At 71.8% G+C, this 23,003-nt stretch carries 20 protein-coding genes and 2 tRNA genes; 11 read left to right on the top strand and 11 right to left on the bottom strand.

What is annotated here, in order from left to right:
• Positions 1 to 52: 52 nt before the first annotated feature.
• Entirely contained in the window at positions 53 to 514 is a 462-nt protein-coding gene (locus tag G011_RS0123640) for a RidA family protein (RefSeq protein ID WP_019610627.1), read from the bottom strand.
• Positions 514 to 687 carry a DUF4177 domain-containing protein gene (locus tag G011_RS31355; protein WP_013156298.1) on the bottom strand — a complete coding sequence of 58 codons (174 nt, stop codon included), beginning with the start codon at positions 685 to 687 and terminating at the stop codon, positions 514 to 516. The genes G011_RS0123640 and G011_RS31355 overlap by 1 nt, the downstream gene beginning before the upstream one ends.
• 151 nt (positions 688 to 838) lie before the next feature.
• Between G011_RS31355 and G011_RS0123630 the strand changes: the two genes are divergently transcribed.
• Both G011_RS0123630 and G011_RS0123625 read left to right on the top strand, forming a co-directional pair.
• A complete protein-coding gene (locus G011_RS0123630) occupies positions 839 to 1,885 on the top strand; it encodes an ArsA-related P-loop ATPase (RefSeq protein WP_019610626.1) in 1,047 nt (348 codons plus the stop codon).
• Positions 1,882 to 3,027, top strand: a complete 1,146-nt coding sequence (locus tag G011_RS0123625; protein WP_013156296.1) for an ArsA family ATPase — start codon at positions 1,882 to 1,884, stop codon at positions 3,025 to 3,027. The genes G011_RS0123630 and G011_RS0123625 overlap by 4 nt, the downstream gene beginning before the upstream one ends.
• A 14-nt stretch (positions 3,028 to 3,041) precedes the next feature.
• Here the strand turns inward: G011_RS0123625 and G011_RS0123620 are convergent, their stop codons facing one another.
• Positions 3,042 to 3,365 carry a WhiB family transcriptional regulator gene (locus G011_RS0123620; RefSeq protein WP_019610625.1) on the bottom strand — a complete coding sequence of 108 codons (324 nt, stop codon included), beginning with the start codon at positions 3,363 to 3,365 and terminating at the stop codon, positions 3,042 to 3,044.
• Positions 3,366 to 3,804: 439 nt separating this feature from the next.
• On the opposite strand from G011_RS0123620, the gene G011_RS0123615 reads away from it, so the two are divergent.
• Positions 3,805 to 6,174, top strand: coding sequence for a penicillin-binding protein (locus G011_RS0123615; RefSeq protein WP_026338587.1), 2,370 nt, complete (start codon positions 3,805 to 3,807; stop codon positions 6,172 to 6,174).
• A gap of 108 nt (positions 6,175 to 6,282) precedes the next feature.
• Here the strand turns inward: G011_RS0123615 and G011_RS0123610 are convergent, their stop codons facing one another.
• Positions 6,283 to 6,738, bottom strand: coding sequence for a GatB/YqeY domain-containing protein (locus tag G011_RS0123610; protein WP_013156293.1), 456 nt, complete (start codon positions 6,736 to 6,738; stop codon positions 6,283 to 6,285).
• 159 nt (positions 6,739 to 6,897) lie between these two features.
• Here G011_RS0123610 and G011_RS0123605 point away from each other — a divergent pair, with 159 nt between their 5' ends.
• Positions 6,898 to 7,818, top strand: a complete 921-nt coding sequence (locus G011_RS0123605) for a metallophosphoesterase (protein WP_013156292.1) — start codon at positions 6,898 to 6,900, stop codon at positions 7,816 to 7,818.
• A 73-nt stretch (positions 7,819 to 7,891) separates the two neighbouring features.
• Positions 7,892 to 7,965, top strand: a tRNA-Pro gene (locus G011_RS0123600).
• A 226-nt stretch (positions 7,966 to 8,191) separates the two neighbouring features.
• Here G011_RS0123600 and G011_RS0123595 read toward each other — a convergent pair.
• Together G011_RS0123595 and G011_RS0123590 are read right to left on the bottom strand one after the other, a co-directional pair.
• The gene (locus tag G011_RS0123595) at positions 8,192 to 9,733 is read right to left on the bottom strand and encodes a serine hydrolase (RefSeq protein ID WP_019610624.1); all 1,542 of its coding nucleotides are present in this window, start codon (positions 9,731 to 9,733) and stop codon (positions 8,192 to 8,194) included.
• Between the two features lie 253 nt (positions 9,734 to 9,986).
• Positions 9,987 to 10,505 carry a lytic polysaccharide monooxygenase auxiliary activity family 9 protein gene (locus G011_RS0123590; protein WP_019610623.1) on the bottom strand — a complete coding sequence of 173 codons (519 nt, stop codon included), beginning with the start codon at positions 10,503 to 10,505 and terminating at the stop codon, positions 9,987 to 9,989.
• A 546-nt stretch (positions 10,506 to 11,051) separates the two neighbouring features.
• Between G011_RS0123590 and G011_RS0123585 the strand changes: the two genes are divergently transcribed.
• Both G011_RS0123585 and G011_RS0123580 read left to right on the top strand, forming a co-directional pair.
• Positions 11,052 to 12,107: a DUF4037 domain-containing protein gene (locus tag G011_RS0123585; RefSeq protein WP_019610622.1), complete on the top strand. Its 1,056-nt coding sequence runs from the start codon at positions 11,052 to 11,054 to the stop codon at positions 12,105 to 12,107.
• Positions 12,108 to 12,307: 200 nt separating this feature from the next.
• On the top strand, positions 12,308 to 13,165 hold the full coding sequence (locus tag G011_RS0123580) for an oxygenase MpaB family protein (RefSeq protein ID WP_020722864.1): 858 nt from the start codon (positions 12,308 to 12,310) through the stop codon (positions 13,163 to 13,165).
• 9 nt (positions 13,166 to 13,174) lie between these two features.
• On the opposite strand, the gene G011_RS0123575 is transcribed toward G011_RS0123580, so the two are convergent.
• Positions 13,175 to 16,165, bottom strand: a complete 2,991-nt coding sequence (locus G011_RS0123575) for a BTAD domain-containing putative transcriptional regulator (protein ID WP_231391572.1) — start codon at positions 16,163 to 16,165, stop codon at positions 13,175 to 13,177.
• 132 nt (positions 16,166 to 16,297) lie between these two features.
• The gene (locus tag G011_RS32195) at positions 16,298 to 16,474 is read right to left on the bottom strand and encodes a hypothetical protein (RefSeq protein ID WP_019610619.1); all 177 of its coding nucleotides are present in this window, start codon (positions 16,472 to 16,474) and stop codon (positions 16,298 to 16,300) included.
• 864 nt (positions 16,475 to 17,338) lie between these two features.
• Between G011_RS32195 and G011_RS0123565 the strand changes: the two genes are divergently transcribed.
• The 3 genes from G011_RS0123565 (at position 17,339) to G011_RS0123555 (ending at position 19,355) form a co-directional block, all read left to right on the top strand.
• Positions 17,339 to 17,851: an NUDIX hydrolase gene (locus G011_RS0123565; protein WP_036553010.1), complete on the top strand. Its 513-nt coding sequence runs from the start codon at positions 17,339 to 17,341 to the stop codon at positions 17,849 to 17,851.
• A 193-nt stretch (positions 17,852 to 18,044) separates the two neighbouring features.
• The gene (locus G011_RS0123560) at positions 18,045 to 18,464 is read left to right on the top strand and encodes a hypothetical protein (protein ID WP_019610617.1); all 420 of its coding nucleotides are present in this window, start codon (positions 18,045 to 18,047) and stop codon (positions 18,462 to 18,464) included.
• An 87-nt stretch (positions 18,465 to 18,551) separates the two neighbouring features.
• A complete protein-coding gene (locus G011_RS0123555; protein ID WP_019610616.1) occupies positions 18,552 to 19,355 on the top strand; it encodes a DUF2786 domain-containing protein in 804 nt (267 codons plus the stop codon).
• A gap of 212 nt (positions 19,356 to 19,567) precedes the next feature.
• Here the strand turns inward: G011_RS0123555 and dnaN are convergent, their stop codons facing one another.
• On the bottom strand, positions 19,568 to 20,710 hold the full coding sequence (gene dnaN / locus G011_RS0123550) for a DNA polymerase III subunit beta (protein WP_019610615.1): 1,143 nt from the start codon (positions 20,708 to 20,710) through the stop codon (positions 19,568 to 19,570).
• A gap of 260 nt (positions 20,711 to 20,970) precedes the next feature.
• Positions 20,971 to 21,429: a hotdog fold domain-containing protein gene (locus tag G011_RS0123545; protein WP_019610614.1), complete on the bottom strand. Its 459-nt coding sequence runs from the start codon at positions 21,427 to 21,429 to the stop codon at positions 20,971 to 20,973.
• Between the two features lie 144 nt (positions 21,430 to 21,573).
• Between G011_RS0123545 and G011_RS0123540 the strand changes: the two genes are divergently transcribed.
• Positions 21,574 to 21,662 (top strand) — tRNA-Ser (locus tag G011_RS0123540).
• Between the two features lie 123 nt (positions 21,663 to 21,785).
• Here the strand turns inward: G011_RS0123540 and G011_RS30195 are convergent.
• The gene (locus G011_RS30195; RefSeq protein WP_019610613.1) at positions 21,786 to 22,985 is read right to left on the bottom strand and encodes a tyrosine-type recombinase/integrase; all 1,200 of its coding nucleotides are present in this window, start codon (positions 22,983 to 22,985) and stop codon (positions 21,786 to 21,788) included.
• Positions 22,986 to 23,003 lie beyond the last annotated feature (18 nt).

Genomic DNA, 23,003 nt, shown 5'->3' with positions numbered 1-23,003 from the left:
GGGACAGAGCGCCGCGAAACGGGGGTCACCGCACCGGAAGAGGGCGACCCGCTCAGCGGACCTCGACGATCATCTCAACCTCGACCGGCGCGTCCAACGGCAGGGCGGCCACGCCCACGGCGGCACGCGCGTGCACACCGGCGTCGCCGAAGATCTCGGCCAGCAGGTCGCTGGCCCCGTTCACCACGCCGGGCTGTCCCGTGAAGTCGGGGGTGCTGGCCACGAAGCCGCCCACCTTGACCACGCGGACCACGCCGGACAGCTCGCCGATCTCGGCGCGCACCGCGGCCACCGCGTTCAGCGCGCACCGCGCGGCCAGCTCCTTGGCCGTCTCCGGGGTGACCTCGGCGCCGACCTTGCCCGTGGTGGGGAGCTTCCCGTCCACGAACGGCAGCTGGCCGGACACGTAGACGTGGTCGCCGCTGCGCACCGCGGGCGTGTACGACGCGACCGGCGCGGCCACCTCGGGCAGGGTCAGACCCAGCTCGGCGATCCGCTCCTCGGGGGTGGCCATCACAGCTCCCGCTTCATGTACGCGACGTACTGCTGGTTGCGGGGGTCGGTGCCCTCCGGCAGCGGAGCGGGCACGACGGAGACGAGCTCCCAGCCGTCGGCGCCCCAGTTGTCCAGGATCTGCTTGGTGGCGTGCGACAGCAGCGCCACCGTCTGGTACTCCCACTTGCTCATGCGTCCCTCACCCTTGCTCGCTCACCGGCGGACCGCCCCACGGCGGGGCGCCGCACGTCAACGCCGCCACCTTACTCATCCGCGTGCCCTCCCGCGCCCACCGCGGCACCGCTCCCGACCCCGCTTGGAACGCCCGCATAGACTGCCTGGAGTGAGCGAGAGCGAGCACGGACCGAAGCCTCCGGGGGAGGCCTGCGCGGGAGCACGACTGCACATCGTCACCGGCAAGGGCGGGACCGGCAAGACCACGGCCGCCGCCGCGCTGGCGCTGGCGCTGGCCTCCGGCGGCGCGAGAGTGCTCCTGGTCGAGGTGGAGGGCCGCCAGGGCGTCGCCACCCTCCTCGGCAGCCCGCCGCTGCCCTACGAGGAGCGGGAGATGATGGCCGCGCCCGGCGGCGGCAGCGTGAGCGTGCTGGCGGCCGACGCCGAGGCGGCACTGCTGGAGTACCTGGAGATGTTCTACGGGATGCGCCGGGCGGGCCAGGCGCTGAACCGGCTGGGCGCCGTGGACTTCGCCACCACCATCGCCCCCGGGCTGCGCGACGTCCTGCTCACCGGCAAGGCCACCGAGGCGGTGCGGCGCCGCCGGGGCGGCCGCCGCAGGTCCGCCGAGAGCGCGCCGACGGCCCCCTTCCACTACGACGCGGTGGTGATGGACGCGCCGCCCACCGGCCGGATCGCCCAGTTCCTCAACGTGAACTCCGAAGTGGCCGGGCTGGCCCGCGTGGGGCCGATCCGCAACCACGCCGACCGGGTCATGGAGGTCATCCGCTCGGGGCAGACCCGGGTGCACTTCGTGTCTCTGCTGGAGGAGATGCCCGTCCAGGAGACCCGGGACGGGATCGCCGAGGTCGGGGGGCTGGGGCTCAACGTGGGCGCGGTGCTGGTGAACATGGTGCGGCGACCGCTGCTGGACGAGGCCGACCTGGCCGCCGCGGCGGAGGGGGAGACGGACCTGGAAGCGCTGGCCGCCGGGCTGAAGGAGGCGCGTCTGGAGGACGCGCGGGAACTCGCGGCGGCACTGGCCGGAGAACTGCGCGCCCACGCCCTGCGGGTGCGGCTGGAGCGCCGGATGCGTTCGGACCTGGAGGGGCTGGGCCGCCCGCTGCTGGAGCTGCCGCTGCTGGAGGGCGGTGTGGACCGCGCCGCGCTGGACTCCCTGGCGCGGCGGCTGGTCGGGCAGGGGGTGCGGTTGTGAGCGCGGCGGTGGGGGCCGGACGCCTGGACGTGGACGCCCTCGTGGACGACCCCGGTACGCGGATCATCGTGTGCTGCGGCGCGGGCGGGGTCGGCAAGACCACGACGGCCGCGGCGCTGGGGCTGCGCGCCGCCGAACGCGGGCGGCGGGCCGTGGTGATCACCGTGGACCCGGCGCGGCGGCTGGCCCAGTCCCTCGGGCTGGAGTCGTTGGACGACACACCGCGGCCGGTCCCGCTGCCGGAGGGGTCGGGCGGCAGCCTGCACGCGATGATGCTCGACATGAAGCGGACCTTCGACGAGGTCGTCAGGGAGCACGCGGACCCCGAGCGGGCCCGGCAGATCCTGGCCAACCCCTTCTACCAGACCCTCTCCACGAGCTTCTCGGGCACGCAGGAGTACATGGCCATGGAGAAGCTGGGCCAGCTGCGCCAGTCGGGGGACTGGGACCTGATCGTGGTGGACACCCCGCCCAGCCGGTCCGCGCTGGACTTCCTGGACGCGCCCAAGCGGCTCGGCCGCTTCCTGGACGGGCGGCTGATCCGCTTCCTGAGCGCCCCGGCCAGCACGGGGGCCTTCCGGCTGCTCGGCGCCGGATTCAACCTGGTGACCTCGGCGATCAGCAAGGTCGTGGGAGCCCAGCTCCTCGACGACCTGCGGTCCTTCGTCGCCGCGTTCGACACGGTGTTCGGCGGTTTCCAGAAGCGCGCGGAGCGCACCTACCGGTTGCTCCAGGCTCCGGGGACGGCCTTCGTGGTGGTGGCCGTGCCGGACACGGACGCGATGCGCGAGGCGGCCTACTTCGTGGAGCGGCTGGCCACCGACGCCATGCCGCTGGCCGGGCTGGTGGTCAACCGGACGCATCCGCTGCCCGAGGGGGCGGGCGGGTCCCTGGACGTGCGCGAGGCGGTCGCCGCCGCGGAGGCGCTGGAGCGCTCGGGCACGCGGACGCCGGCCTCGGCGGCCCTGCGGCTGCACGCGGAGAGGGTCCGCACGCGCGGGCGCGAGGTCCGGCTGCGGGACGCCCTGCTGGCGGAGCACGGCGGCGTGCGCGTGGCCGAGGTGGCCGCCCTGCCGGAGGACGTGCACGACCTGGCGGGGCTGCGCGACGTCGGCGAGGAGCTGGCGGGCCGGGGCCGGTAGGGCGCTGTCAGCGCTCAGGCCGCAGAGGTGCGCTCGGCGTGCTCGGCCGCGTAGCTGGCGAGGTCGACGTCACCCTCCCTGCGGGCCTCCTCCAGGAGCGGACCCCAGCTGGTGACGCCGGGGTGCTTGCGCAGCAGGGCGCGGCGCTCGCGTTCGGTCATGCCGCCCCAGACGCCGAACTCGACCCGGTTGTCGAGGGCGTCGGTCAGGCAGTCGGTGCGTACCGGGCACTCCTGGCAGATGAGTTTGGCGCGGTGCTGCGCCGCGCCCTGGACGAACAGCGCGTCGGGGTCCACCCGCCGGCACAGCGCCCTGGTCGTCCACTGGTCGGTCCACATGCCTCTACTCCCCTGTGCGCACCCGGTCCCCGCGCCAGCGGATCCGGTGTCCGGGGCACGCGCGTGCCCCGGCCGGAGGGGAACACCGTGGGCTCCCGCTGCCGCGTGGGGTGCGGTGGTCGACGCCCACCCCTGTTGCCTAGAAGTTACGGATTCGTTCGCCGCGCCAACAGAACCTGATGGACCCCCCTCACGTCTCACCAATATGGCCCGCTCGGGCCATTGCGTGGGGGTCTGGTGGCTCTCCGCATCGGACGGGGTGGGCGTGCCGCGCCGCCGAACCGGTCAGTGCCCGGCCGGCGATAGGCATGAAAAGATGGCATGGGGGCACAGCCCGCGGTACGCGGGTCATTTCCGCGCGTTCGCGCACTATCCGTTCCACATCGGACCACTTCGCACGTACGTGGTCACCTAGTCTGATGGGGTGGGTCAGGGGACATTGCTTCAAAGAATCAGCCAACTGGTCGGCGTCGGCGTCGTCGCTGGACTCCTCGTCGCCGCTCTCGCGCTCCCCGCCGTCGGGGGACTGGGCATCACGGCGCGCAACGTGGCCAGCGGCTTCCTGGAGATGCCCAGCAATCTGGAGACTCCGCCGCCTCCTCAGAGATCGACGATCTATGACAGCGAGGGCGGCGTCATCGCGGAGATCTTCGACCAGAACCGCGAACTCGTCGAGATCGAGGACGTCTCGCCGGTCATGATCGACGCGATCCTCGCCATCGAGGACGCCCACTTCTACGAGCACGGCGGCATGGACGTGTCGGGCACGCTGCGCGCCGCGCTCCGCACACTCAGCGGCGACACCCAGGGCGCGTCCTCCATCACCCAGCAGTACGTCAAGAACGTCCAGATCGAGGCGGCCACCACCCAGGAGGAGCTGGAGGAGGCCTCCGAGACGACGATCGCCCGCAAGATCCGGGAGCTGCGCTACGCCGTCGCCCTGGAACAGCGGATGACCAAGGACGAGATCCTCGAGGGCTACCTCAACATCGCCTACTTCAGCGACGGCGCCTACGGGGTCGAGTCCGCCGCGCAGCACTTCTTCCAGGTGCCCGCCAGCGACCTGGAGCTGCACCAGGCCGCCACCATCGCGGGCCTGGTGCGCTACCCCTACCTCTACAATCCCCGCTTCTTCCCCGAGCAGACCACCGACCGCCGCAACGTCGTGCTCGACCGCATGGTGGCCACCGGCGCGATCACCGAGGCGGAGGCCGAGGAGGCCAAGCAGGTCCCGATGGAGGTGGAGATCTCCACCCCGCCCAACGGCTGCGTGCCCAGCGACCAGCCGTTCTTCTGCGACTACGTGGTCCAGGAGATCGAGAAGGACGAGCGCTTCGGCCAGAACGAGACCGAGCGGGCGCGCTGGCTGCGCACCGCCGGACTCCAGATCCACACCACGCTCGACCCGCAGACCCAGGTGTCGGCGCAGGAGGCCGTGGACGAGTGGGTCCCGCGCGAGAACGAGTCCCGCAAGGTGGCCGCCGAGGTGGTCATCCAGCCGGGCACCGGCCACATCCTGGGCATGGTGCAGAGCCGCAACTACGGACCCGACGAGAGCAAGCTCGGCGAGACCTCCATCAACTTCGCCACCGACGCGGACCGGGGCGGCAGCAGCGGCTTCCAGGCGGGTTCCACGTTCAAGGCGTTCACCCTGGCGGCGGCGCTGGCCGAGGGGATGCCGTTCGGCACCTCGTTCAACTCACCGGCCAGCGTGACCGTCTCCGGGCAGCGCAGCTGTAACGGCGGCACCCTGAGTCCCTGGTCCCCCAGCAACTCCGGCGACACCAACTCCAACACCACGCACAACATGATGACCGGGACGAGGGCCTCGTCCAACACCTACTTCGCCCAGCTCCAGGCGCGGGTGGGCTTCTGCGACGTGATGGAGATGGCCGAGGACCTGGGGCTGCGGCGCGCGGACGGCACGCTGTTCACCGAGAACGAGCGCTCGCTGGCCAACAGCAGCTTCACGCTGGGCAGCGAGGAGGTCTCCCCGCTGCGCGTGGCCAACGCCTACTCGGTCTTCGCCTCGGGCGGGATCCTGTGCGAGCCGCAGGCCATCACCAAGATCATCGACCAGCACGCGCACGAGACGATCGAGATCGAGCCCGAGTGCGAGCGGGTGATCGACGAGGAGGTGGCCGACGGGGTCAGCTACCTGCTGGAGCAGCCCTTCAACGGCGGCACCGCGGCCTCCCTGGGCATCGGCCGTCCGGCGGCGGGCAAGACCGGTACCACCGACGGCTCGGCCGCGGCCTGGTTCGCCGGGTTCACCCCGCAGATGGCCGGTGCGGTCTTCGTCGGCGACCCGCGCGGCCCGCAGCAGTACCCGCTGCGCAACGTCACCATTGGCGACCGGTACTACGGGGTGGTGTACGGGGCGACGATCCCGGGCCCGATCTGGCAGGAGACCATGCGCGGCGCCCACGAGGGCCTGGACGTCGAGCAGCTGCCGTCGCCGCCGTCGCAGTTCGGCTCCACGTCGGCTCCGCGCACGGAGGAGGAGGCCAGCCCGGCCAGCGACGACGGCGGCGTGCCGGACGTGATCGGCCAGTCCGAGCAGGAGGCGGTGAGCGTCCTGGAGGCCGCGGGCTACACGGTGAACGTGTCCGCGACCCGGGTCCGCTCCCCCGAGCCCGAGGGCACTGTGGCCGCGGTCAACCCGGACCCGGGGACGCGGCTGCCGGAGGGGGCCACGGTCAACGTGTTCCTCAGCAGCGGCGGCGGGACCGCCAGCGGGCCGGAGGACGACGAGGACTGGTTCCCGGTCGCGCCCGCGTCGAACTCCCCCGGCCGGGAGGACGACTGAGGCCCGACACGTGAGAGGGGCGGCGGTGCGTACACCGCCGCCCCTTCGCGTTCCCCGCCGTTTCCGGGTGGCGCGCAGTCGGGCCGGGCCCGGTCTGACCGGGTCAGGTCATCCGGCGAGCTGGCGCTTGACCTCGGCGGCCACGCGGGCGCCCTCGGCCCGGCCGGCGATCTTGGGGTTGACGACCTTCATGACCTGGCCCATGGCGCGGGGGCCCTCGGCTCCGGTCTCGGTGACGGCCTCGGCCACCAGCGACGACAGCTCCTCGTCGGTGAGCTGCTTGGGCAGGTAGTCGGAGATGACCTCGCTCTCGGCCCGCTCGGCCGCGGCCTGCTCGGGCCGGTCACCCTTGTCGAACGCCTCGGCGGCCTCGCGGCGCTTCTTGGCCTCCCGGGTGAGCAGACGGGTGATCTCGTCGTCTCCGAGGGAACGCGAGGTGCTGCCGGCGGCCTCCTCGGTGGAGATGGCGGCCAGGACCATGCGCAGGGTGCCGGTACGCACCTTGTCGCGCGCCTTGATGGCGGTGGTCAGGTCGTTCTTGAGGCGGGCTTTGAGTTCGGACATGAGCCGATCCTACGGCGGGCCGCCACGGGGTCACCAACGGTTTGCGCGCGCGGACGCCGCGCGGACGCGGCTCACACCGGCCCGGCGGCCCGCGACGGGGGATTCGCGCACGCGTGCTCCGTGGATCTGCGACGATCTCTGTGACGACGAAGGAGGGCGATGGGCGCCGACAACAGACGAATCCTGCGCCGGGTGGGGCGCGCGGCCGCGATCACGGGCGCCGTCGGAGCGGCGGGACTGGTCTACGCCTCGGTCATCGAGCGCAACTGGTTCCGGCTGCGCCGCTACGAGCTGCCCCTGCTGCCCCCGGGCAGCCCGCGGCTGCGGATCCTGCACCTGTCCGACGCGCACCTGACACCCGACCGGAAGATGCTCATCGAGTGGATCCGGGGGCTGGAGGCCCACGAGCCGGACCTCGTGGTCAACACGGGCGACTCGCTGGCGCACCCGGACGCGGTGGGGCCGTTCACGAAGGCCCTGGGGCCCCTGCTGGACCGGCCGGGCGCGTTCGTGTACGGGTCCAACGACCTGTTCTCGCCGCAGCCGAAGAACCCGGCCCGCTACCTGTGGCGGACCAGCAAGAACGACTACAACAAGCGCCGGACCCCGGACCTGCCCTGGCGCGAGCTGGGCGAGGCCATGTCCGCGTCCGGGTGGCTGGACCTGAACAACCGCAGGGGCGGGCTGAAGGCGGGCGGACTCGACGTCGCCCTGGCCGGGGTGCACGACTCGCACATCAAGCTGGACAGGTACGAGGAGGTCGCCGGACCGGCCGACCCGTCGGCGGACCTGCGTCTGGGCGTGCTGCACTCGCCGGAGCCGTCCAACCTGGACCGGTTCGCGGCCGACGGCTACCAGCTGCTCCTGGCCGGGCACACGCACGGCGGCCAGCTGTGCCTGCCGTTCTACGGGACCCTGGTCACCAACTGCGGGATCGACCGCAGGCGGGCCTGGGGGCTGCACGAGTACGGGGACGCGTGGCTGCACGTGTCCGGCGGCCTGGGCACCTCCCCGTACGCCCCGGTGCGGTTCTGCTGCCGCCCGGAGGCCTCCCTGCTGGACCTCGTGGCCTCCTCCTGACCCCCCTCGGCGCTCCGATCGGAAATCGTGCACGAGCACTCCCGGGCGTCCGCTAGACTTGTGGACGTTGCTTCGGGGTGTAGCGCAGCTTGGCAGCGCGCTTCGTTCGGGACGAAGAGGTCGTGGGTTCAAATCCCGCCACCCCGACAAAGGAACGGGTGTCCACGCAGGTGGGCACCCGTTCTTCGTTTTCGCGGGTCCGGGGCTTCCCCCTGCCGCTCCGCACCCTCGGAGCGCACGGCCGGAACCGTCGGCTTGTCGGCTTCCGTGCGTCACCGGTGCGTCGGAAGCTATCCGCCCGGTTCGCGCGGCGAGCGCCTTCGGCCCTCCGGTCCCCACGACCCGGCCGGGCCGACCGCCGCCCCGGCCTCCGCTAGACCGAGGCCAGCAGGACCAGGAGGACCGCGCTCCCCGCGGCGACGGGAGCCGCCAGCGACCACCGGACCCACGGCCGTGCGCCTCTCGCGGTCGGGAGTAGTGGCCACCGGTACGCCCCCACCAGGACGGCGGCGGTCAGGAGGAGCACACCCGCGACCCACGCCCACGGGGTCACCAGATGCCAGAATCCGGCGAGGAACGCGTACGTGAGCGCCGCGGCGCCGCCGACCCAGTGGGACACCAGTCCCAGGCGGTCGGTGGGACGGCGCCACCAGCGGCCGGGGCGCCGCCGTGAGGCGAACCCCAGGGCGAGGAGACCGGGGGTGAGAGCGAGCAGGACCGTCGCGGTCGCGTAGATCCTCTCGCCCGCCGCGTTGTCGGGGCTCGGTTCGTCGACGCCGAGCAGGCGGATGCCGATGTCCTCGCTGAACCGGTGCGTGTTGGACAGGACCACGGCTCCCCGGTCACCGGTGTAGCCGATCCACGCCGTGTGGCCGTTGGTCGTGGCGTTGCCGCCGTGGCCGGTGATCGGCACCCCTCCCAGCGTCTCCACGTACCAGCCGAGGCCCTGTTCGCGGCGCTCGACGTCCCCCGGCGCCACGGGACGAACGGCCGCGGCCCCCGGGGCGGTGCCCTCCATCACCGACGCCAGGAGCAGGCCGAGGTCGCCCGCGGTCGTGACCAGCCCTCCCGACGGACCGGAGGCCTCCGAGCCCTCCGGGACGAGGGGACGCCCGAGATCGGCGTTGTGCACCTCGAAGGGGGCGCCGTCACCGGTGGTCCGGATCGCGCTGTCCTCCATCCCCAACGGGTCGAGGATCCGTTCCCGGACGAGCTGGGCGTAACTGGTCCCGGCGTGCGCCGCCAGGGCGTGCCCGAGCAGGTCGATCCCGGTGTTGGAGTAGTGGTTGCCGCCTCGCAGCGCGGGATCGACCCGCACGTCCTCCGCCACGGTCCGCAGGAACTCCTCGACCGAGCCGGGCGGGTCCGGGTGGCGTTTGGCCGCGAACTGCCACAACGTCTGGAGCAGGCTGGTCTCCTCCCTGGAGAGGCCCGCGGTGTGCGTCGCCAGCTCCTCCACCGTGACGTCGGCGAGTACGGGATCGGCGAAGTCGACGCCTTCCAGGAGATCGCCGACCCGGGCGTGCGGAGCGAGTTCACCGCGGTCCACCATGTCGGCGAGCAGCATGCCGGGCAGCACCTTGGCGACCGACGCGGAGCCGAACCGAGTGTGTTCCCCCACCGGTTCCCGGTCGGCCCCGGTGCTGCCCAGCCCCGCCGTGCGCACGCGGAGTCCCCCGTCTCCGTCCGTCTCCACGAGCGCGACCGACAGGCCGTGGTACCCCGTGGTGTCGGTGATCCCCCCGCGCACGCGCTCGACCAGCTCCGTGTCCCCGTCGGACTCCGCGCCGAGCTCGTAGGGGCGCGGAGCGACGGCGGCCGCGCCGACGGTGACGAGGACGGCGGTCAGTGCCGTGATCGCCCACCGCCACGGTCCGCGCGGACGGTGTCGGGCAGAGGGGTCGGACGCAGTCACTCGGGTCTCCTCGTCTCCGGCCGGGTCGTCGGTGATCCGGGCTCGCCCGAACCTACGGCCGCGGACCACGGCGGAGCACTACGGGTGGGCCCCGTTCCGGAGGTGGGGCGGGGCCCACCCCGACCAGCACGAAGGCCGGTCCCACGGGACCGGCCTTCGTCGTGTCCGGGGGCGGACAGGGGCCTTGCGGGCCGGGAACGCCGCGACCCCGGCCCGGGTGCGGGGGACCGGGCCGGGGGAGGCGTCGGGCTGCCTAGCGGATGTTCACGTCCACGCAGGCGTAGAAGGCGTTGCCGGTGTCGGCGACGTTCCAGCGGGCCAGGATCGTGTGGCGGCCGTTGTAGCCGGACAGGTCCACGTTGTGCTGGACGGTCGAGTCCGGCCGCGCCCCGCCGTCGTCGAAGTTGGCGACGCGGTGTCCGCCGATGAAGTACTCCCAGTTGGCGGTGGCGTGCGTGACGGTCAGGGTCCAGGTGAAGTTCACCGAGGTGCCGACCTGGGTGACGTGCCAGCCGTGGTTGTCGTCGTCGAGCTCGGAGAACCGGGAGTTGCCGCCGGAACAGCTCATCAGGCCCTTGGGGCCCTCCACGCTCTGCGGCTCCCACTGGATGCCGCCGCACTCGACCATGCCCGCGGCGCACTGCGCCTGGCGGCTCATGGGCGCCGAGACGTAGCCGTGCGCGCTGGCCGCGCTGGCGGGCATGAGGGTGAAGATCAGAGCGGTGGCCGCGGCGACGGCTGAGGCGGAGCGGATCCTTCTGCGGGTCTTCATTGAACGGGGCCCTTCTCTTCGGGTCACGATCCCGTCCGGCCTCGCGGCGCGGTGCGGGGGATTCGTAGCGGGGTGACCCGGACCGTTTCCGGCCCAGGAAGTGGAGTGCGTCCGTGGGGGCTCGGATATTTCCCCCGCGGACACCGGACGTCGTTGTCCCGGCCATTCCGGGCGTCCCCGGAATTTCCTTCCACCTGTTGTCGGTAGACCGTAAAGACCCTGTCACTACACGTCAATACCCCTGCTGCACGGGGGGACGGCGTACCACCGCGCCGAAGGCTCGACCGGACGAACGTATTCCGGCACTGGTACTGACGGCACTTCCTCCGTCATTTGCGCCGCGAACTGGAAAGACACCTTACAGTAGCGATCCCTGGTCTGTCGTAAAACGTTGTGGACCATCGGCCCTTCGACCCGCCCCTGGAGCGGTTCTAACCAGATGGATAGATTTTCCTTACCCCCGCTCCGACGCGGCCCAGCGGCGGCGGGTCCCCGCGCCGGAAAACGCGTGGCCGCGTGCGGAGGTCGGACCCTAGGCTCTCGGGCGTGACCCCGGTCTTCCTCCCCGGCCTGGAACTGTCCCGGGCCCTGTACACGGACGCGGTCGCGCCCCTGCTCGCCCGCGGGCCCAGGCCGGTCGCGCACGCCGCCGCGCTGCTCGGCGCCGGGTCCGAGGTCCTCGGGCTGGACACCGAGCGCTCCACCGACCACGGCTGGGGCCCCCGGCTCCAGGTCTTCGTGGACGAACCCGATGAGCGCGACCGCGCGCTGGCGCTGCTCGCCGAGGGCCTGCCCGAGCGGATGCGCGGCTGGCCGGTCCGGTTCGGCCCGAACGACGGCCCTCCCCAGACCTGGCGGCCCGACGCCGACGCGCCCGACGGCCGCCACCGGGTGGAGGTCAGCGGATCCGGCGAATGGCTGCGGGGCCGACTCGGCTTCGACCCGGGGGAGGGGACGGGAACCGCCGACTGGCTCGCCACACCCACCCAGCGGCTGGCCGAGGTAGTGGGCGGAGCCGTCTTCCACGACGGCGTCGGCGCGCTCACACGGGCCAGGGAGCGCCTGGCCTGGTACCCGGACGACGTGTGGCGGTACGTGCTGGCCTGCCAGTGGCAGCGCGTGTCCCAGGAGGAGGCGTTCGTCGGCCGCTGCGCGGAGGTGGGCGACCGCCTGGGCGCGCGGGTGGTCGCGGCCCGGGTGGTCCGCGACCTCATGCGCCTGGCGCTGCTGCTGGAGCGCCGCTACCCGCCCTACTCCAAGTGGCTGGGAAGCGCCTTCGCCCACCTGCCCGGGGCTGCGGAGCTGACCCCGCTCCTGGAGCGGGCGCTGGACGCGGACGCCGCGGCTCTGGCCGAGGCGTCCTCCCTGGTGGCCGACCGGCAGAACCGGACCGGTCTCGCCGCCGCCCAGGACACCCGGCCCCGGCCGTTCCACGAGCGCCCCTGGCCGGTGCTGGACGCGGCCAGGTTCGCCCGTGCCCTGCTGGCGGGGATCACCGACCCCGGACTGGCCGCGCGGCCGCCGGTGGGCGCGGTCGACCAGTTCGCGGACAACACCGACGCGCTGACCCGGCCGGAGGTGTTCCGCGCTCTGGGGCCGTGAGCCACGTCCCAGCCGAAGGAGCACCCCCGTCCACGTCCGTGACCGTCGCGGCGCGGACGGGTGGGGATCATCCCGTGGACGGGTTCCCTCCCGTCCCCCCTTCGGGCCCCGCACACGCCCGACCCGTCCCGTCACCGCGGGCACGCCCGCGAGGGCGCGGCCCTCCCGCCCGCACGGGCGGGTGCCGTACGATCCCAGGCATGGGCAGACCGTCCGACCGATCACCTCTGCGACGGATCAGCGCGGAGGCCTGCGTCCTCGGCGGCGCGGGGTACGCCGTCCTGCTCCAGATCGCCCATCCCAGCGTCGCCCGCGGGGTGCACGACCACAGCGACTTCTCCTCCCGGCCGTTCGACCGGCTGCTCGGCACCCTCTACTTCGTGTACGGCACGGTCTACGGCACCGAGGAGGAGAGAAGGCGCCTGCACGCCGTCGTGCGGGCGCTGCACCGCAAGGTGAACGGCCCCGGGTACCGGGCCCTGGACGACGACCTCCTGCTGTGGGTGGCCGCCACCCTGTTCCAGGCCGCCTCGCGACTGCACGCGATGGTGTTCGGTGAACTCGGCGAGGAGGAGCGCGCCCTGCACCTGCGCGAGGCGTCGGCGTTCGCCACCGCCCTGGGCCTGCCCGAGGAGAAGTGGCCGGCGTCCCCCGAGGAGTTCACCGCCTACTGGGACGGCGCCCTGGCCCGGCTGGACGTGGGCGAGGAGGCCCGTGCCATCACCGGGCAGCTGTTCCACCCGGCGAGCGCGCCCCTGCGCCCGCTGATGCGGGTTCAGCTCCTGCTCACCGGCGGGCTGCTCCCGCCCGACCTGCGCGAGCGGTTCGCGATCCCGTGGTCGCCGGCGCGCCAGCGCCGCTTCGACCGGATCGTGCGGGCGACCCGCGCGGTGTACCCGTACGTTCCCCGGCCGGTGCGCGTCCTGCCCGCCACGCTGTGCCTGTGGACCATGCGGCGCGGAACCCTGGGGCCGCGCTGGCTGGGGCCGCCGCGGCGCCGTTCGGGACCCGGTGCGGCGCCGCGCCGCGGGGCGGGGGGAGCCGTCGGCCGGGACTGACCGCGGCCGTCAGCCGAGGGACGCGGGCGGGTGGTCCTTCAGGGCCTTCCTGGCCTGTTCCGCCTCGGCCAGCCCCAACTCGGTGAAGATCTCCTCGGCCTCGCCGAGGAACCCCCGCGCCCGGTCCGCGGCCATGACCGGTGCGGGCAGGCGTCCGAGGGCGAGCGCGGCGCGGGCGACCATGTGGCGCTCGCCGCGCTCCACCGCGATGGCGTGGGCCCTCTCCAGCTCGGACAGTGCCTCGCGGTGGCGTCCGGCGGCCGCGTAGGTCGTCCCCAGGTCTACGCGGATCTCGGCGTCACCACTGCGGCGCCCGTGCTGCTCGGCCAGGTCCAGTGCCGTGGTGTGGGACTCGATCGCCCGCTCCCACTGCTCCGCGGCCCGGTGGGCCAGCCCCAGGGAGTTGTGGATGTAGACCTGGTTGCCCACCAGGCGCAGCTCGTGTGACAGCTCCAGGGCCTCGTTCAGGTCGGCGAAGGCCGCGTCCAGCTCTCCGAGCCCGGTGCGGGCCTCCCCCATGACCCGTTTGGCGTGGGACCGGGTCACCTTCTGGCCCTCGCCCACGGCCTTCTCCATGGACTGCTGGGCACAGTGGAGAGCCTCCTCGTACGCGCCGAGCGTCTGTTTCAGGACGGCGAGGTTGCCCCACTGCAACGCCTCCAGGCGGGTGTCGCCCAGCTGGACCGCGTAGTCCAGCACACCCTGGATGGACTCCGCCGCGTCCGCGAGACGGCCGACGCGCTCGTAGACCATCCCCAGGTTGGCCAGGGCCCGGATGATCCCCCTGCTGTCGTGGATCGCGGTCAGCAGTTCCCGGGCCTCGGTGAGGAAGGCGAGCGACTCGTCGAAGCGCCCCGAGAGGCAGTGGGCGATGCCCAGCCCGATGAGGGTCACCGCGCGCCCGCGCCGGTTCCCCTGCTTGTCGCTGATCTGGAGCGCCCGCTGATGGGAACTGATCAGCAGGCCCATCTGGCCGTGGAGGGCGTAGAAACGCCACACCGCGTCCGCCATACGCCAGGCGTACTCGCCGTTGCCGTGCGAGGCGAAGTACTCGATCGTCTCCGCGAGGTTCTCCTGATGCAGGGTGAACCAGTTCTCGGCGTCCTCCCGCCCCGACAGTTCGGTGCGGTAACCCCGGCTCACGTCGATCTCGTCGTCGTGCGCGCGCGGACCCAGGAGGTCGGCGGCGTGCTGTGCCGTGGCCATGTACTGCTCCGCCAGACGGAGCTTCGCGGCGTCGATCTCCCCGGCGTCCAGGAGCATGGCCGCACGATCCCGGGAGAAGGCCCCGATGAGGTCGTGCAGGCGGTACACGTCCCCCTGGGGCTCCTCCAGCAGGCACACCCCGACCAGCTCCTGGAGGATGTCGTCCGCGTCCTCCACCGTCATGTCCAGGAGGGCGGCCGCGCCGCCGAGGTCGATCGTGCTGCCGATCATCAGACCCAGCAGGAGGAAGGTCCTGCTCTGGTCCCGGTTGAGGCTCTGGAAGGACAGGTCGATGGCGGCCTCGACGCTCTGCCCCTCGACCTGGAGTTCGCGGAACTTCCGGTTCTGCTCACCGAGTCGGCGGGCGACGTGCGCGAACGACCACCTGGGACGGCTGAGCATCCGCCCCGCCACCACGCGCAGGGCGAGGGGGAGGCCACCGCAGATCCGGATGATCTCCCGGGCCTGGTCCGGTTCGCGCTGTACGCGGTCCTCTCCCAGGACGCGTCCGAGCAGCTCCAGGGAGGAGCTCTCGTCGAACACTCCCAGGGAGAGGAAGCGGGCGCCGCTGAGCCCGGAGAGTTCGTTACGGGTCGTGATGAGGGTCATCGACCCCGGAGAGGAGGAGAGGAGCGGACTGACCTGGGCGTAGCTGAACGCGTTGTCGAGGATGACCAGGACCCTGCGCCCCATGAGGGTGGCCCGCCACAGCGCCGCGCGCTCTTCGAGGGACTCGGGCACGGCCTCGGGCTCGACGCCGACCGCCCGGAGCAGGGCGCCGAGCGCGGACATGGCGTCGAGAGGCTCCCTGTCGGTCGTGTACCCGTACAGGTCGATGAACAGCTGTCCGTCGGGGTAGCGCCCGGCCGCCTCATAGCCGAAGCGGACCGCGGTGGTCGTCTTGCCCTCGCCGCCGCTGCCCGTGATGACGCAGACCTGGGCGCGGTCGTCTCCGGTACGGGCCACCTCGTCCAACCGCCGCAGGGACTCCTGGCGTCCGGTGAAGTCCGGCAGGTCCCGCGGGAGGTCGTTGCGGACCACGAAACGCGTTCCCGGCTCCCCGGACGACGGGTCCTGCGTCCCCTCCTCCGAGAAGTCCTCCTGGAGGATCCGGGTGTGCAGGGCGACCAGTTCCGGACCGGGGTCGACACCCAGCTCGTCGGCCAGCCTGGCTCGGAACTCCTCGTAGACGGAGAGCGCCCTGGCCCGTTCGTTGTCGCGCCACAGGGCCGTGATGAGCAGGTGGTGCAGCCGTTCCCTGAAGGGCTCCTCGCTGACCAGGGACGTCAGCCGGGAGACCACGTCGGAGTGCCTGCCCAGTTCCAGCGCGTGGGTGGCCCAGGCCACGACGCAGGACCAGCGCTCCTCCCGGAGGGGGGCGACGACGGTGTAGTCCAGGTACTCGGAGCCGACACCGGAGAAGGGGACTCCGCGCCAGCACTCCAGCGCCTGTTCCAGCATGTCGACCGCGGTCTTGGGCTCGGCCGCGGCGGCCCGGTCCCGGAGCCCGCGGAAGCGGTGCAGGTCGACGGAGTCGGCGTCGACGTCGAGGGTGTACCCGCCGGGGGTGGTGGCGATGGTGCCGGGGAAACTGCGGCGCAGGTGGGATATCTGGACCTGGATCACCGACCGGGCGGTGCGGGGCGGATCGTCGCTCCAGAGGTAACCGATGAGTTGGTCGATGGTGACTTCGCGCCCCAGGTGCACCAGCAGCGCGCCCAGCACACAGCGCTGGCGCGGACCGCCGACCGGAACAGGTCGGCCGTCGGACCAGACGGTAATGGGGCCAAGCACGCCGAATTCCACAATCAGCAACCCTAGCAAGGGCCATTGGCCGGAAATAGGGAATACGGACATGCCAACGGCTCCGAGTACCCCCCTCCACGCAGGTACTCGGAGTGACCGTTGGACTACCCGAAAAAGGAGTTACTTCTCCTCAACGGACTTCTTCTCGGCGGGCGCGCTCTCGACGGGCGGCGCGGCCGGGACCGGCTTCGAGGGGTCCGGCTCCTGGTAGGGCTGCATCTTGTCCGCGCGCACCTCGCGGAGGTCGCCGGCGACGATCGCCTCGAACTCCTCGTCCACGGTCAGCATCTTCGGCACTCGGACTCCCCTTCTCACGGCACTCGCGTAGAGCCGCAAGGTAGCCCTACGTCTACGAAGCATCAACGGACCCCGCCTTCCGGCGGACTGGCCACCCGTGGCGGGTTCCGCCTCAAAGCACACCACGGGTGGCATGTGTCCAACGAACGTCGCACTGTGTCGGACCCGCAAGCCGTCCTCTCGCGGGTCCGAACGCGTCGAACGTGTTCCACACTAGAGAGATCCTCTTCCACTCCGCTTTCAGTCTTCTTTCAGCGCTGAAACCGGTGTGGCGACGGCGGTTCGGGGGCCGCGCCATCATGGACCACCGGAGTCCGCCGGGGCCAGCGATTGGCCGGTTGCGGACGGTCAGATCCCGTGCACCTGGTGTGCGGCGGCCGTCACGCACCACACGCCCACCGCCCGGGGGCGAGCCTTCGATCGGGGAGAACACCCTCCGCGGGGCCGGATTGCGCTTCCTCTCCAACCTTCCGGAAAACGACGGGGATAAACCAAACGTTCCCCTCATCGCCGAAATCCGGAAAATCCCCGGACCCAGGAGGGCAAGCTTGTTCCCGTCCCCCGGCAGGCCCGCGCCCCGGACGCGACAGGTGTTCCCTTGCGAAGCTTTTCGCGCCTCTTGCGTTCTTTCTCCCCACCCGTGTGCCGGACGCCCCCGGACCGGCGCCCCTTCGGAGATCCCGACACGCCCGAACGGCCACGAGGCCCCGGGTGGGCGCGCCCTCCGCCGGGAACTCCCTGTGGCGCCGGGCACGTACACCGGGAGGAGGGCTGCGCGAGCCCGGTGTCGGGCCATAGGTTGCTAGGGAGCATGCCGATCGGACGGCAGCGGCGGTCCCGGAGGGCGCGAAGTTGGAGGACGTGATGCTGGAGGGCGACGGAAACGGCTGGGTGAGCCTGCCGGACGGAACCCGCAGGTGGGGGATCTACGGCGCGGCCGGACTGCTGCTGTACGCCACCGACGCCGCCGGAGCGGGCCACGTGCTGCTCCAGCACCGGGCGGGCTGGACCCACATGGGGGGCACCTGGGGCATCCCCGGGGGCGCCCGCAACCGGGACGAGACACCCCTGGAGGCCGCCGTGCGCGAGTTCGAGGAGGAGGTCGAGGGCGACCTGGACGGGTACAGCCTCCTCGGCGTCCACGAGGAGGACCTGACCGTGTGGCGCTACGACACGTTCATGGCGAGCCTGCCGGGGCTGACGCCGTTCCGGCCGGGCAACTCCGAGAGCAAGGAGGTGCGCTGGGTGCCGGTGGACTCCGCCGACTCGCTCCCGCTGCTGCCGCCGTTCCGCGCCGCGTGGCCGCACCTGCACGCGAACCTGGTCTCGGCCTTCTCGGAGAACGGCGGCGGTCCGGGCACTTCTGCGGCCGGTTGAGCGTTGGACCCTGCGCGGGGGCCTTCCGCGCACCCGTCTCCCCCGGACCGGGAGTCCGGGCGGGGTGCCGGAGGGCGGTCTCGGGGGAATGTCAGGGGCGGATCCCTGATGCGCTCCGGGCTCCGGCCCCGCATGCTGGAGGGGACGGCCCGGCGCAGAGCGGTCGTCACGCTATTCGACTGGAGCAGTGGACATGACGCTGGAGCGCGGTAACGCATTCACTCCCGTCGCCTCGGCGACGATGATCTGGCCCTGGACCACCTCGGTGCTGGGGGGTGCCGCCGGCGGTGCCCTCTTCTTCCTCCTCAACCTGGGCTCGGGCCTGGGCGCGATCGCCTCCGGTCTGACCGCGGCGGTGGTCTTCTTCTCACTGATCGGCGGTGTGGGCGGCGTGATGAGCCGCAAGGCCGACCGCCGGGGCAAGCGCTACGCCGCCACCTACCCGTTCCGGTACGCGGCCGTGCCCGCCGGAATCGGCGGCGCGGGGTACGCCCTCGTCAGCATCTTCACCGGCTCGATCATCGGCGGTCTGTTCGGCGGGTTGTTCGTCGCGGCGGCGATCTGGGTCACCGTTGGCCTCATCGCGATGGTGGTCGGCAACAAGAACGCCTAGGCTCGGTATCTTCCGCCGATGGTGGAAGGCAGATACTCACCTAGGGGAGACAACCGGGCGCCGATGACTGAATCTGCTCGTCAGAAGATGGTCGAGCGGGTCCGCGGGCTCCTCCGCATGGCGGAGGACCCCGCGGTTACTGATGCCGAGAGCCAGGCGTTCACCGCCAAGGCCGCCGAGCTGATGACCCGCCACGCGATCGCGGAGGCCGAGGCCCGCGCCGAGAGGGGCGAGGCGCCGGACGCGATCAGCCGCATGGACTACACCGTCTCGGGGGTGGGGGGCCACGGCAAGGCACGGGTGCGCGCGCTGGCCGACATCTCCGCGGCCTACGGCTGCCAGTCCGCGGTACGGGGCAACAACTCCGAGAACACCGAACGCGTCATGATCCTCGTGGGCACGGTGAGCGCGCTGGACGCGCTGCGGATGCTGCTGCCGTCGATCTCCATGCAGATGGAGGCCTCGGCGAAGTTCATGAGTTCGTCGCACGTGGCCGACATCCGGGAGCTGCGCAACTACACGCGCTCGGAGCTGGAGACCGAGCGCAAGCGCTACTACCGGTCGTTCGTGCGCGCCTACGGGCAGGCGGTGGCCGAGCGCATCCGCGAGTTCCGCGCGCGGTTGCAGGAGATGGCCTCGCCGGGCGGCTCGGACGGGCCGGGGGAGAGCGTGGACGCCTCCCGTGGCGCGGAGCTGGTGCTGCTCAACGACGTGCACCGGGTGAGTGAGGAGTTCCAGAAGCAGTTCCCGCAGTTGCGCAAGCACCGGCCCGAGCGCACGCACAGTGCCGCGGGGTACCGGGCGGGCTACCGGCGGGGGCGCCAGGCCGAACTGGGGTTGGACACGCCGGTGGGAAGCGGCGGTTCGTCCGTGCTGAACGAGGGCGAGTAGGCCCCTCTCCGCGAAGTTGTCCACAGGCTGTGCACAGAACCGCCCCGATTGTTGTTCTCGCATGTCAGAGGGGAAATGCGAGAGTTCAATCGGGGCGGTTCAGGTGTTCCTGGGGGCGATTACCCGGGGTTATCCACAGGAAGAACGGCATCCTGTGGATAACTCTGTGGATAAGGTGGCGGCCCGGTTGAGAATGGGTCCGTAACCTCTTATCAGGACACCCGCAAAGGCTGAACCAGGTAACGGAAGGAGGGGTTCTCCCCCTCCTTGACCGGCACATCGGTGAACACGGCGGGTTTGGTCGGCTCGGTGAAGTTGAGGTAGGCGGTGTCGGTCTCCACGCCCGCCAGCCCGTCCATGAGGTAGTCGGGACGGAAGGCCAGCCGCAGGGGCTCACCCTCGTAGCCGACCTCGATCGCCTCCACGGCCTGGGCGTCCTCTCCCGACCCCGCCTCCAGCACGACCTCGCCCTCGGAGAAGGCCAGCCGCAGCGGGGTGTTGCGGTCGGCGACCAGCGCCACGCGCTTGACCGCCTCCGCCAGGGGCGTCACGGCCACCTCGGCGCGCGCGGAGAACTCCTTGGGGAACCAGGCGGCGTACTTGACGAACTCGCTGTCGATCAGCCGGGTGGTGGTGCGGCGCTCACCGTTCTCGAAGCCGATCATGCCCTCGCCCGGGGAGAGGCTGACGCCCTCGCCGCCGCTGGCCGTGGACAGGGCGATGTCCACGTTGGACTTGGTGAGCAGACCGCGCACGGTGTCGCTCAACGTGCGCGCGGGCACCAGGGCGGCCGCGTCCAGGCCCTGGTCCTCGGGGCTCCACCACAGTTCGCGCACGGCGATGCGGTAGCGGTCGGTGGCGACCAGGCTCAGGGTGTCGCCGCTGAAGTCGAGGTAGGCGCCGGTGAGCATGGGCAGGGTGTCGTCGCGGCTGGCCGCCGGGGCCACCTGGCGCACGGCCGCCGCGAAGGCGTCCGCGGCGACGGAGCCGATGCGTCCGGGCATGCCGGGCAGGGTGGGGTAGTCCTCCAGCGGCATGGTGATGAGGGTGAAGCGCGCGGCGCCGCCGACGATGCGCAGTTTGGGGCCGTCGCTGTCGATGTGCACGGAGCCGGACGGCAGGTTGCGCACGATCTCGGCCAGGAGGCGGCCGGGGACGAGGGCGGCGCCGGACTCCTCGGAGAGGACGTCCACCGATGCGCGGGTGGAGACCTCGTAGTCGAACCCCGACAGGTGCAGGGAGGCGCCGTCCGGGGAGAGCTCCATGCGTATCCCCGAGAGCACCGGGACGGCGGGCCGTGTGGGGAGGGCCCGGGCCGTCCAGGCGACCGCCTCGGCGAACGCGTCGCGGTCCACTCGAAGTTTCACGGTGAGGCCTCCTCGTAGCGCTGTCGTTGCCGACAACGTACCCAGCGGTGACGACATTCGCCCCCCTTCGAACGCGACCGTGGGTGTGGTCCGACCTGGGAGAAGGCGTTGCGAAGCGCTGACCGGGAACGGCCCGCGGAGGGCAGGGGCCGGGGACGGGACGGGGCCGACAGCGGCGAGGGTTCCGGCCGGGCGCCGAACGCGAACGGGCCCGGCCGGGAACGTGACGGTTGTGGGCTCCAGTGGCTCTACTTGCGGTTGGGGCGCAGGGTCCAGGTGATGCTCATGCGACCGGTGACGGTGCCGTCCTCGGTGCGCAGCTCGACGTTGATGGGGAACTCGGGGCGCCTGCCCTCGTCCAGCTCGGCGATGATCTCCTCCCGCGGACGGCCCAGGACGGCCTCGGCGGTCAGGTCGCCCGTCGCGATCTTGAGGAAGTCGATCGTGGAGGTGGTCGGCAGGGGTACGGCGCGGTCGAGCTGATCGCCGAAGGTGCCGATGATGATGGCGCCGGAGGCGGACTCGGCCAGGGTGAACATGGCGCCCGCGTGGGGGCCGCCGACGTGGTTGTGGTGGTCGGCGTTGTCGGGCAGGCGCATGACGGCGCGTCCGTGGTCCAGCTCGGTAAAGGTCAGGCCGAGGGTCCGGACGAAGGGGACCGCGGCCAGGAAACCGGCCTTGACCGCCTCCGCCGCCTCGGGGTTCATGTGTGCCATGGCGCTCATGTTACTGCCGGGTAACCTATGGGCGCCACCCCCTGGACGCCGGTGGACGCAAACGTGTTCCCGGGCGGGCCGCGCGAGCGGAGGGGTGTGGGCTACCATGACGTGGCGGAGATTCGCTCTCCGCGGGGAGGGTTCGCATAGCGGCCGAGTGCAGTGCTCTTGAAAAGCACCAAGTCCTTGACGGGACTTCGTGGGTTCAAATCCCACACCCTCCGCAGAACGAGGGAGTTTCCCCAGGCGGGAGGCTTCCACGGAACACGGCGAAGGCCGGTGGTCCGGGCCCGTAGCACATTCATCGCACACGGCCCGGGGAGCCACCGGCCTTCGCCGTTCACCGGTCAGGCGGCGAGGACCCGCAGACGGGCGGCGTCCATGGCGTCGGCAACCTCGTCCAGGCGGTCGGGGAACAGGTGCCCGTACCGGTCCAGGGTCATCGTCGCCGTCTTGTGGCCGAGCATCGCCTGCACGACCTTGACGTCCGCACCGGCCGCGATGGCGAGCGACGCGGCGGTGTGCCGGAGCTTGTGGGGGGTCAGCCCCATGCCGTCGAGCCCGGCTGCCTTCACGGCCAGGGCGAACTCACGGTTGCGCCAGTTCCGGATACGCAGCGGGGCGCCCCGCCTGGTGGTGAAGACCAGCGCGTCAACCGGACGTCCCTCCACGAAGGACCGCAGTTCGGGGACGAGGGACCGGGGAACGGGCACGGTCCGGAACCTGCCGTTCTTCGGAGGCTGTTCGACGAGCCTGCCGTCCACCTCGGCGAAGGTCACGACGACCCGGACCCGCCGCCGGTCCAGGTCCACCCGCCCCACGCGCAGCGCGGCGGCCTCACTCCACCGCATGCCGGTGTAGGCCAGGAGCAGGACGAGCGCCCGGCTCACACGGGCCGAGGCGAGTTCCTGCCCGTACTTGGTGCGCAGCGTCAGGGAGGCGTCGGCCAGCGCCTCCACCTGGGCGTGGTCGAGGTAGACGTGTTCGGCCTCGCTGGGCTTGGGCAGCGGTACGCCCTTGGCCGGGTTGAAGGGGATGCGCCGGGGGACGCACCAGCCCAGGACCATCGACAGCACGACGTGCGCGTGCCGGGTCTGGGAAGCCCCCAGGTTGCTACCGCCCTCGTCCCGGGGCTTCTGGAGACGGGCCACCCACACGGCCACGTCCTCGGCGTGGACTGCCGAGAGGCGCAGGTCTCCCCAGCGCGGCAACACGTGGTTGTCCAGGACCGCCCGGTACTGCCACCACGTGGACCGTTTGATGTCCGTGCGGGTGATGAGCCACTTCTCGGCCATCTCCGCCACGGTGACCTTGGCGTCGTGGGGGTTGCGGTAGGAGCCCTCGTGAAGGCTGTTCTCGATCTCGGTCCGCTTCTTCTCCGCGTCCGGCTTCTTCTGGAAGACGCCGCCGCTCTTGATCCTCCCGGAGGGGTCGTAGTAGCGGACCCACCACCGGCCGGGTGGAGTGCGCTTGGACGCCTTGGCCTTGCTCACCGCCTCCGCGTACGCCTTGTCCTTGGTGCGGTCGTAGACCCACGCGCGAGCCATGGGGGTGTCTCCTTTCCG

The sequence above is a fragment of the Nocardiopsis sp. CNS-639 genome, assembly GCF_000381685.1.
Classification (GTDB): domain Bacteria; phylum Actinomycetota; class Actinomycetes; order Streptosporangiales; family Streptosporangiaceae; genus Nocardiopsis; species Nocardiopsis dassonvillei.
The sequence above is the reverse complement of the archived record's forward strand: the minus strand, read 5'-3'. Positions and strand labels throughout refer to the sequence as shown.

Coding starts and splice junctions, on each gene's coding strand:
- G011_RS31355 (WP_013156298.1), bottom strand. CDS start 687: ATGAGCAAGTGGGAGTACCAGACGGTGGCGCTGCTGTCGCACGCCACC.
- G011_RS0123545 (WP_019610614.1), bottom strand. CDS start 21,429: ATGAACCCCGAGGCGGCGGAGGCGGTCAAGGCCGGTTTCCTGGCCGCG.
- G011_RS0123580 (WP_020722864.1), top strand. CDS start 12,308: ATGGGCAGACCGTCCGACCGATCACCTCTGCGACGGATCAGCGCGGAG.
- G011_RS0123610 (WP_013156293.1), bottom strand. CDS start 6,738: ATGTCCGAACTCAAAGCCCGCCTCAAGAACGACCTGACCACCGCCATC.
- G011_RS0123640 (WP_019610627.1), bottom strand. CDS start 514: ATGGCCACCCCCGAGGAGCGGATCGCCGAGCTGGGTCTGACCCTGCCC.
- G011_RS0123590 (WP_019610623.1), bottom strand. CDS start 10,505: ATGAAGACCCGCAGAAGGATCCGCTCCGCCTCAGCCGTCGCCGCGGCC.
- G011_RS0123605 (WP_013156292.1), top strand. CDS start 6,898: ATGGGCGCCGACAACAGACGAATCCTGCGCCGGGTGGGGCGCGCGGCC.
- G011_RS0123565 (WP_036553010.1), top strand. CDS start 17,339: ATGCTGGAGGGCGACGGAAACGGCTGGGTGAGCCTGCCGGACGGAACC.
- G011_RS0123620 (WP_019610625.1), bottom strand. CDS start 3,365: ATGTGGACCGACCAGTGGACGACCAGGGCGCTGTGCCGGCGGGTGGAC.
- G011_RS30195 (WP_019610613.1), bottom strand. CDS start 22,985: ATGGCTCGCGCGTGGGTCTACGACCGCACCAAGGACAAGGCGTACGCG.
- G011_RS0123555 (WP_019610616.1), top strand. CDS start 18,552: ATGGTCGAGCGGGTCCGCGGGCTCCTCCGCATGGCGGAGGACCCCGCG.
- G011_RS0123560 (WP_019610617.1), top strand. CDS start 18,045: ATGACGCTGGAGCGCGGTAACGCATTCACTCCCGTCGCCTCGGCGACG.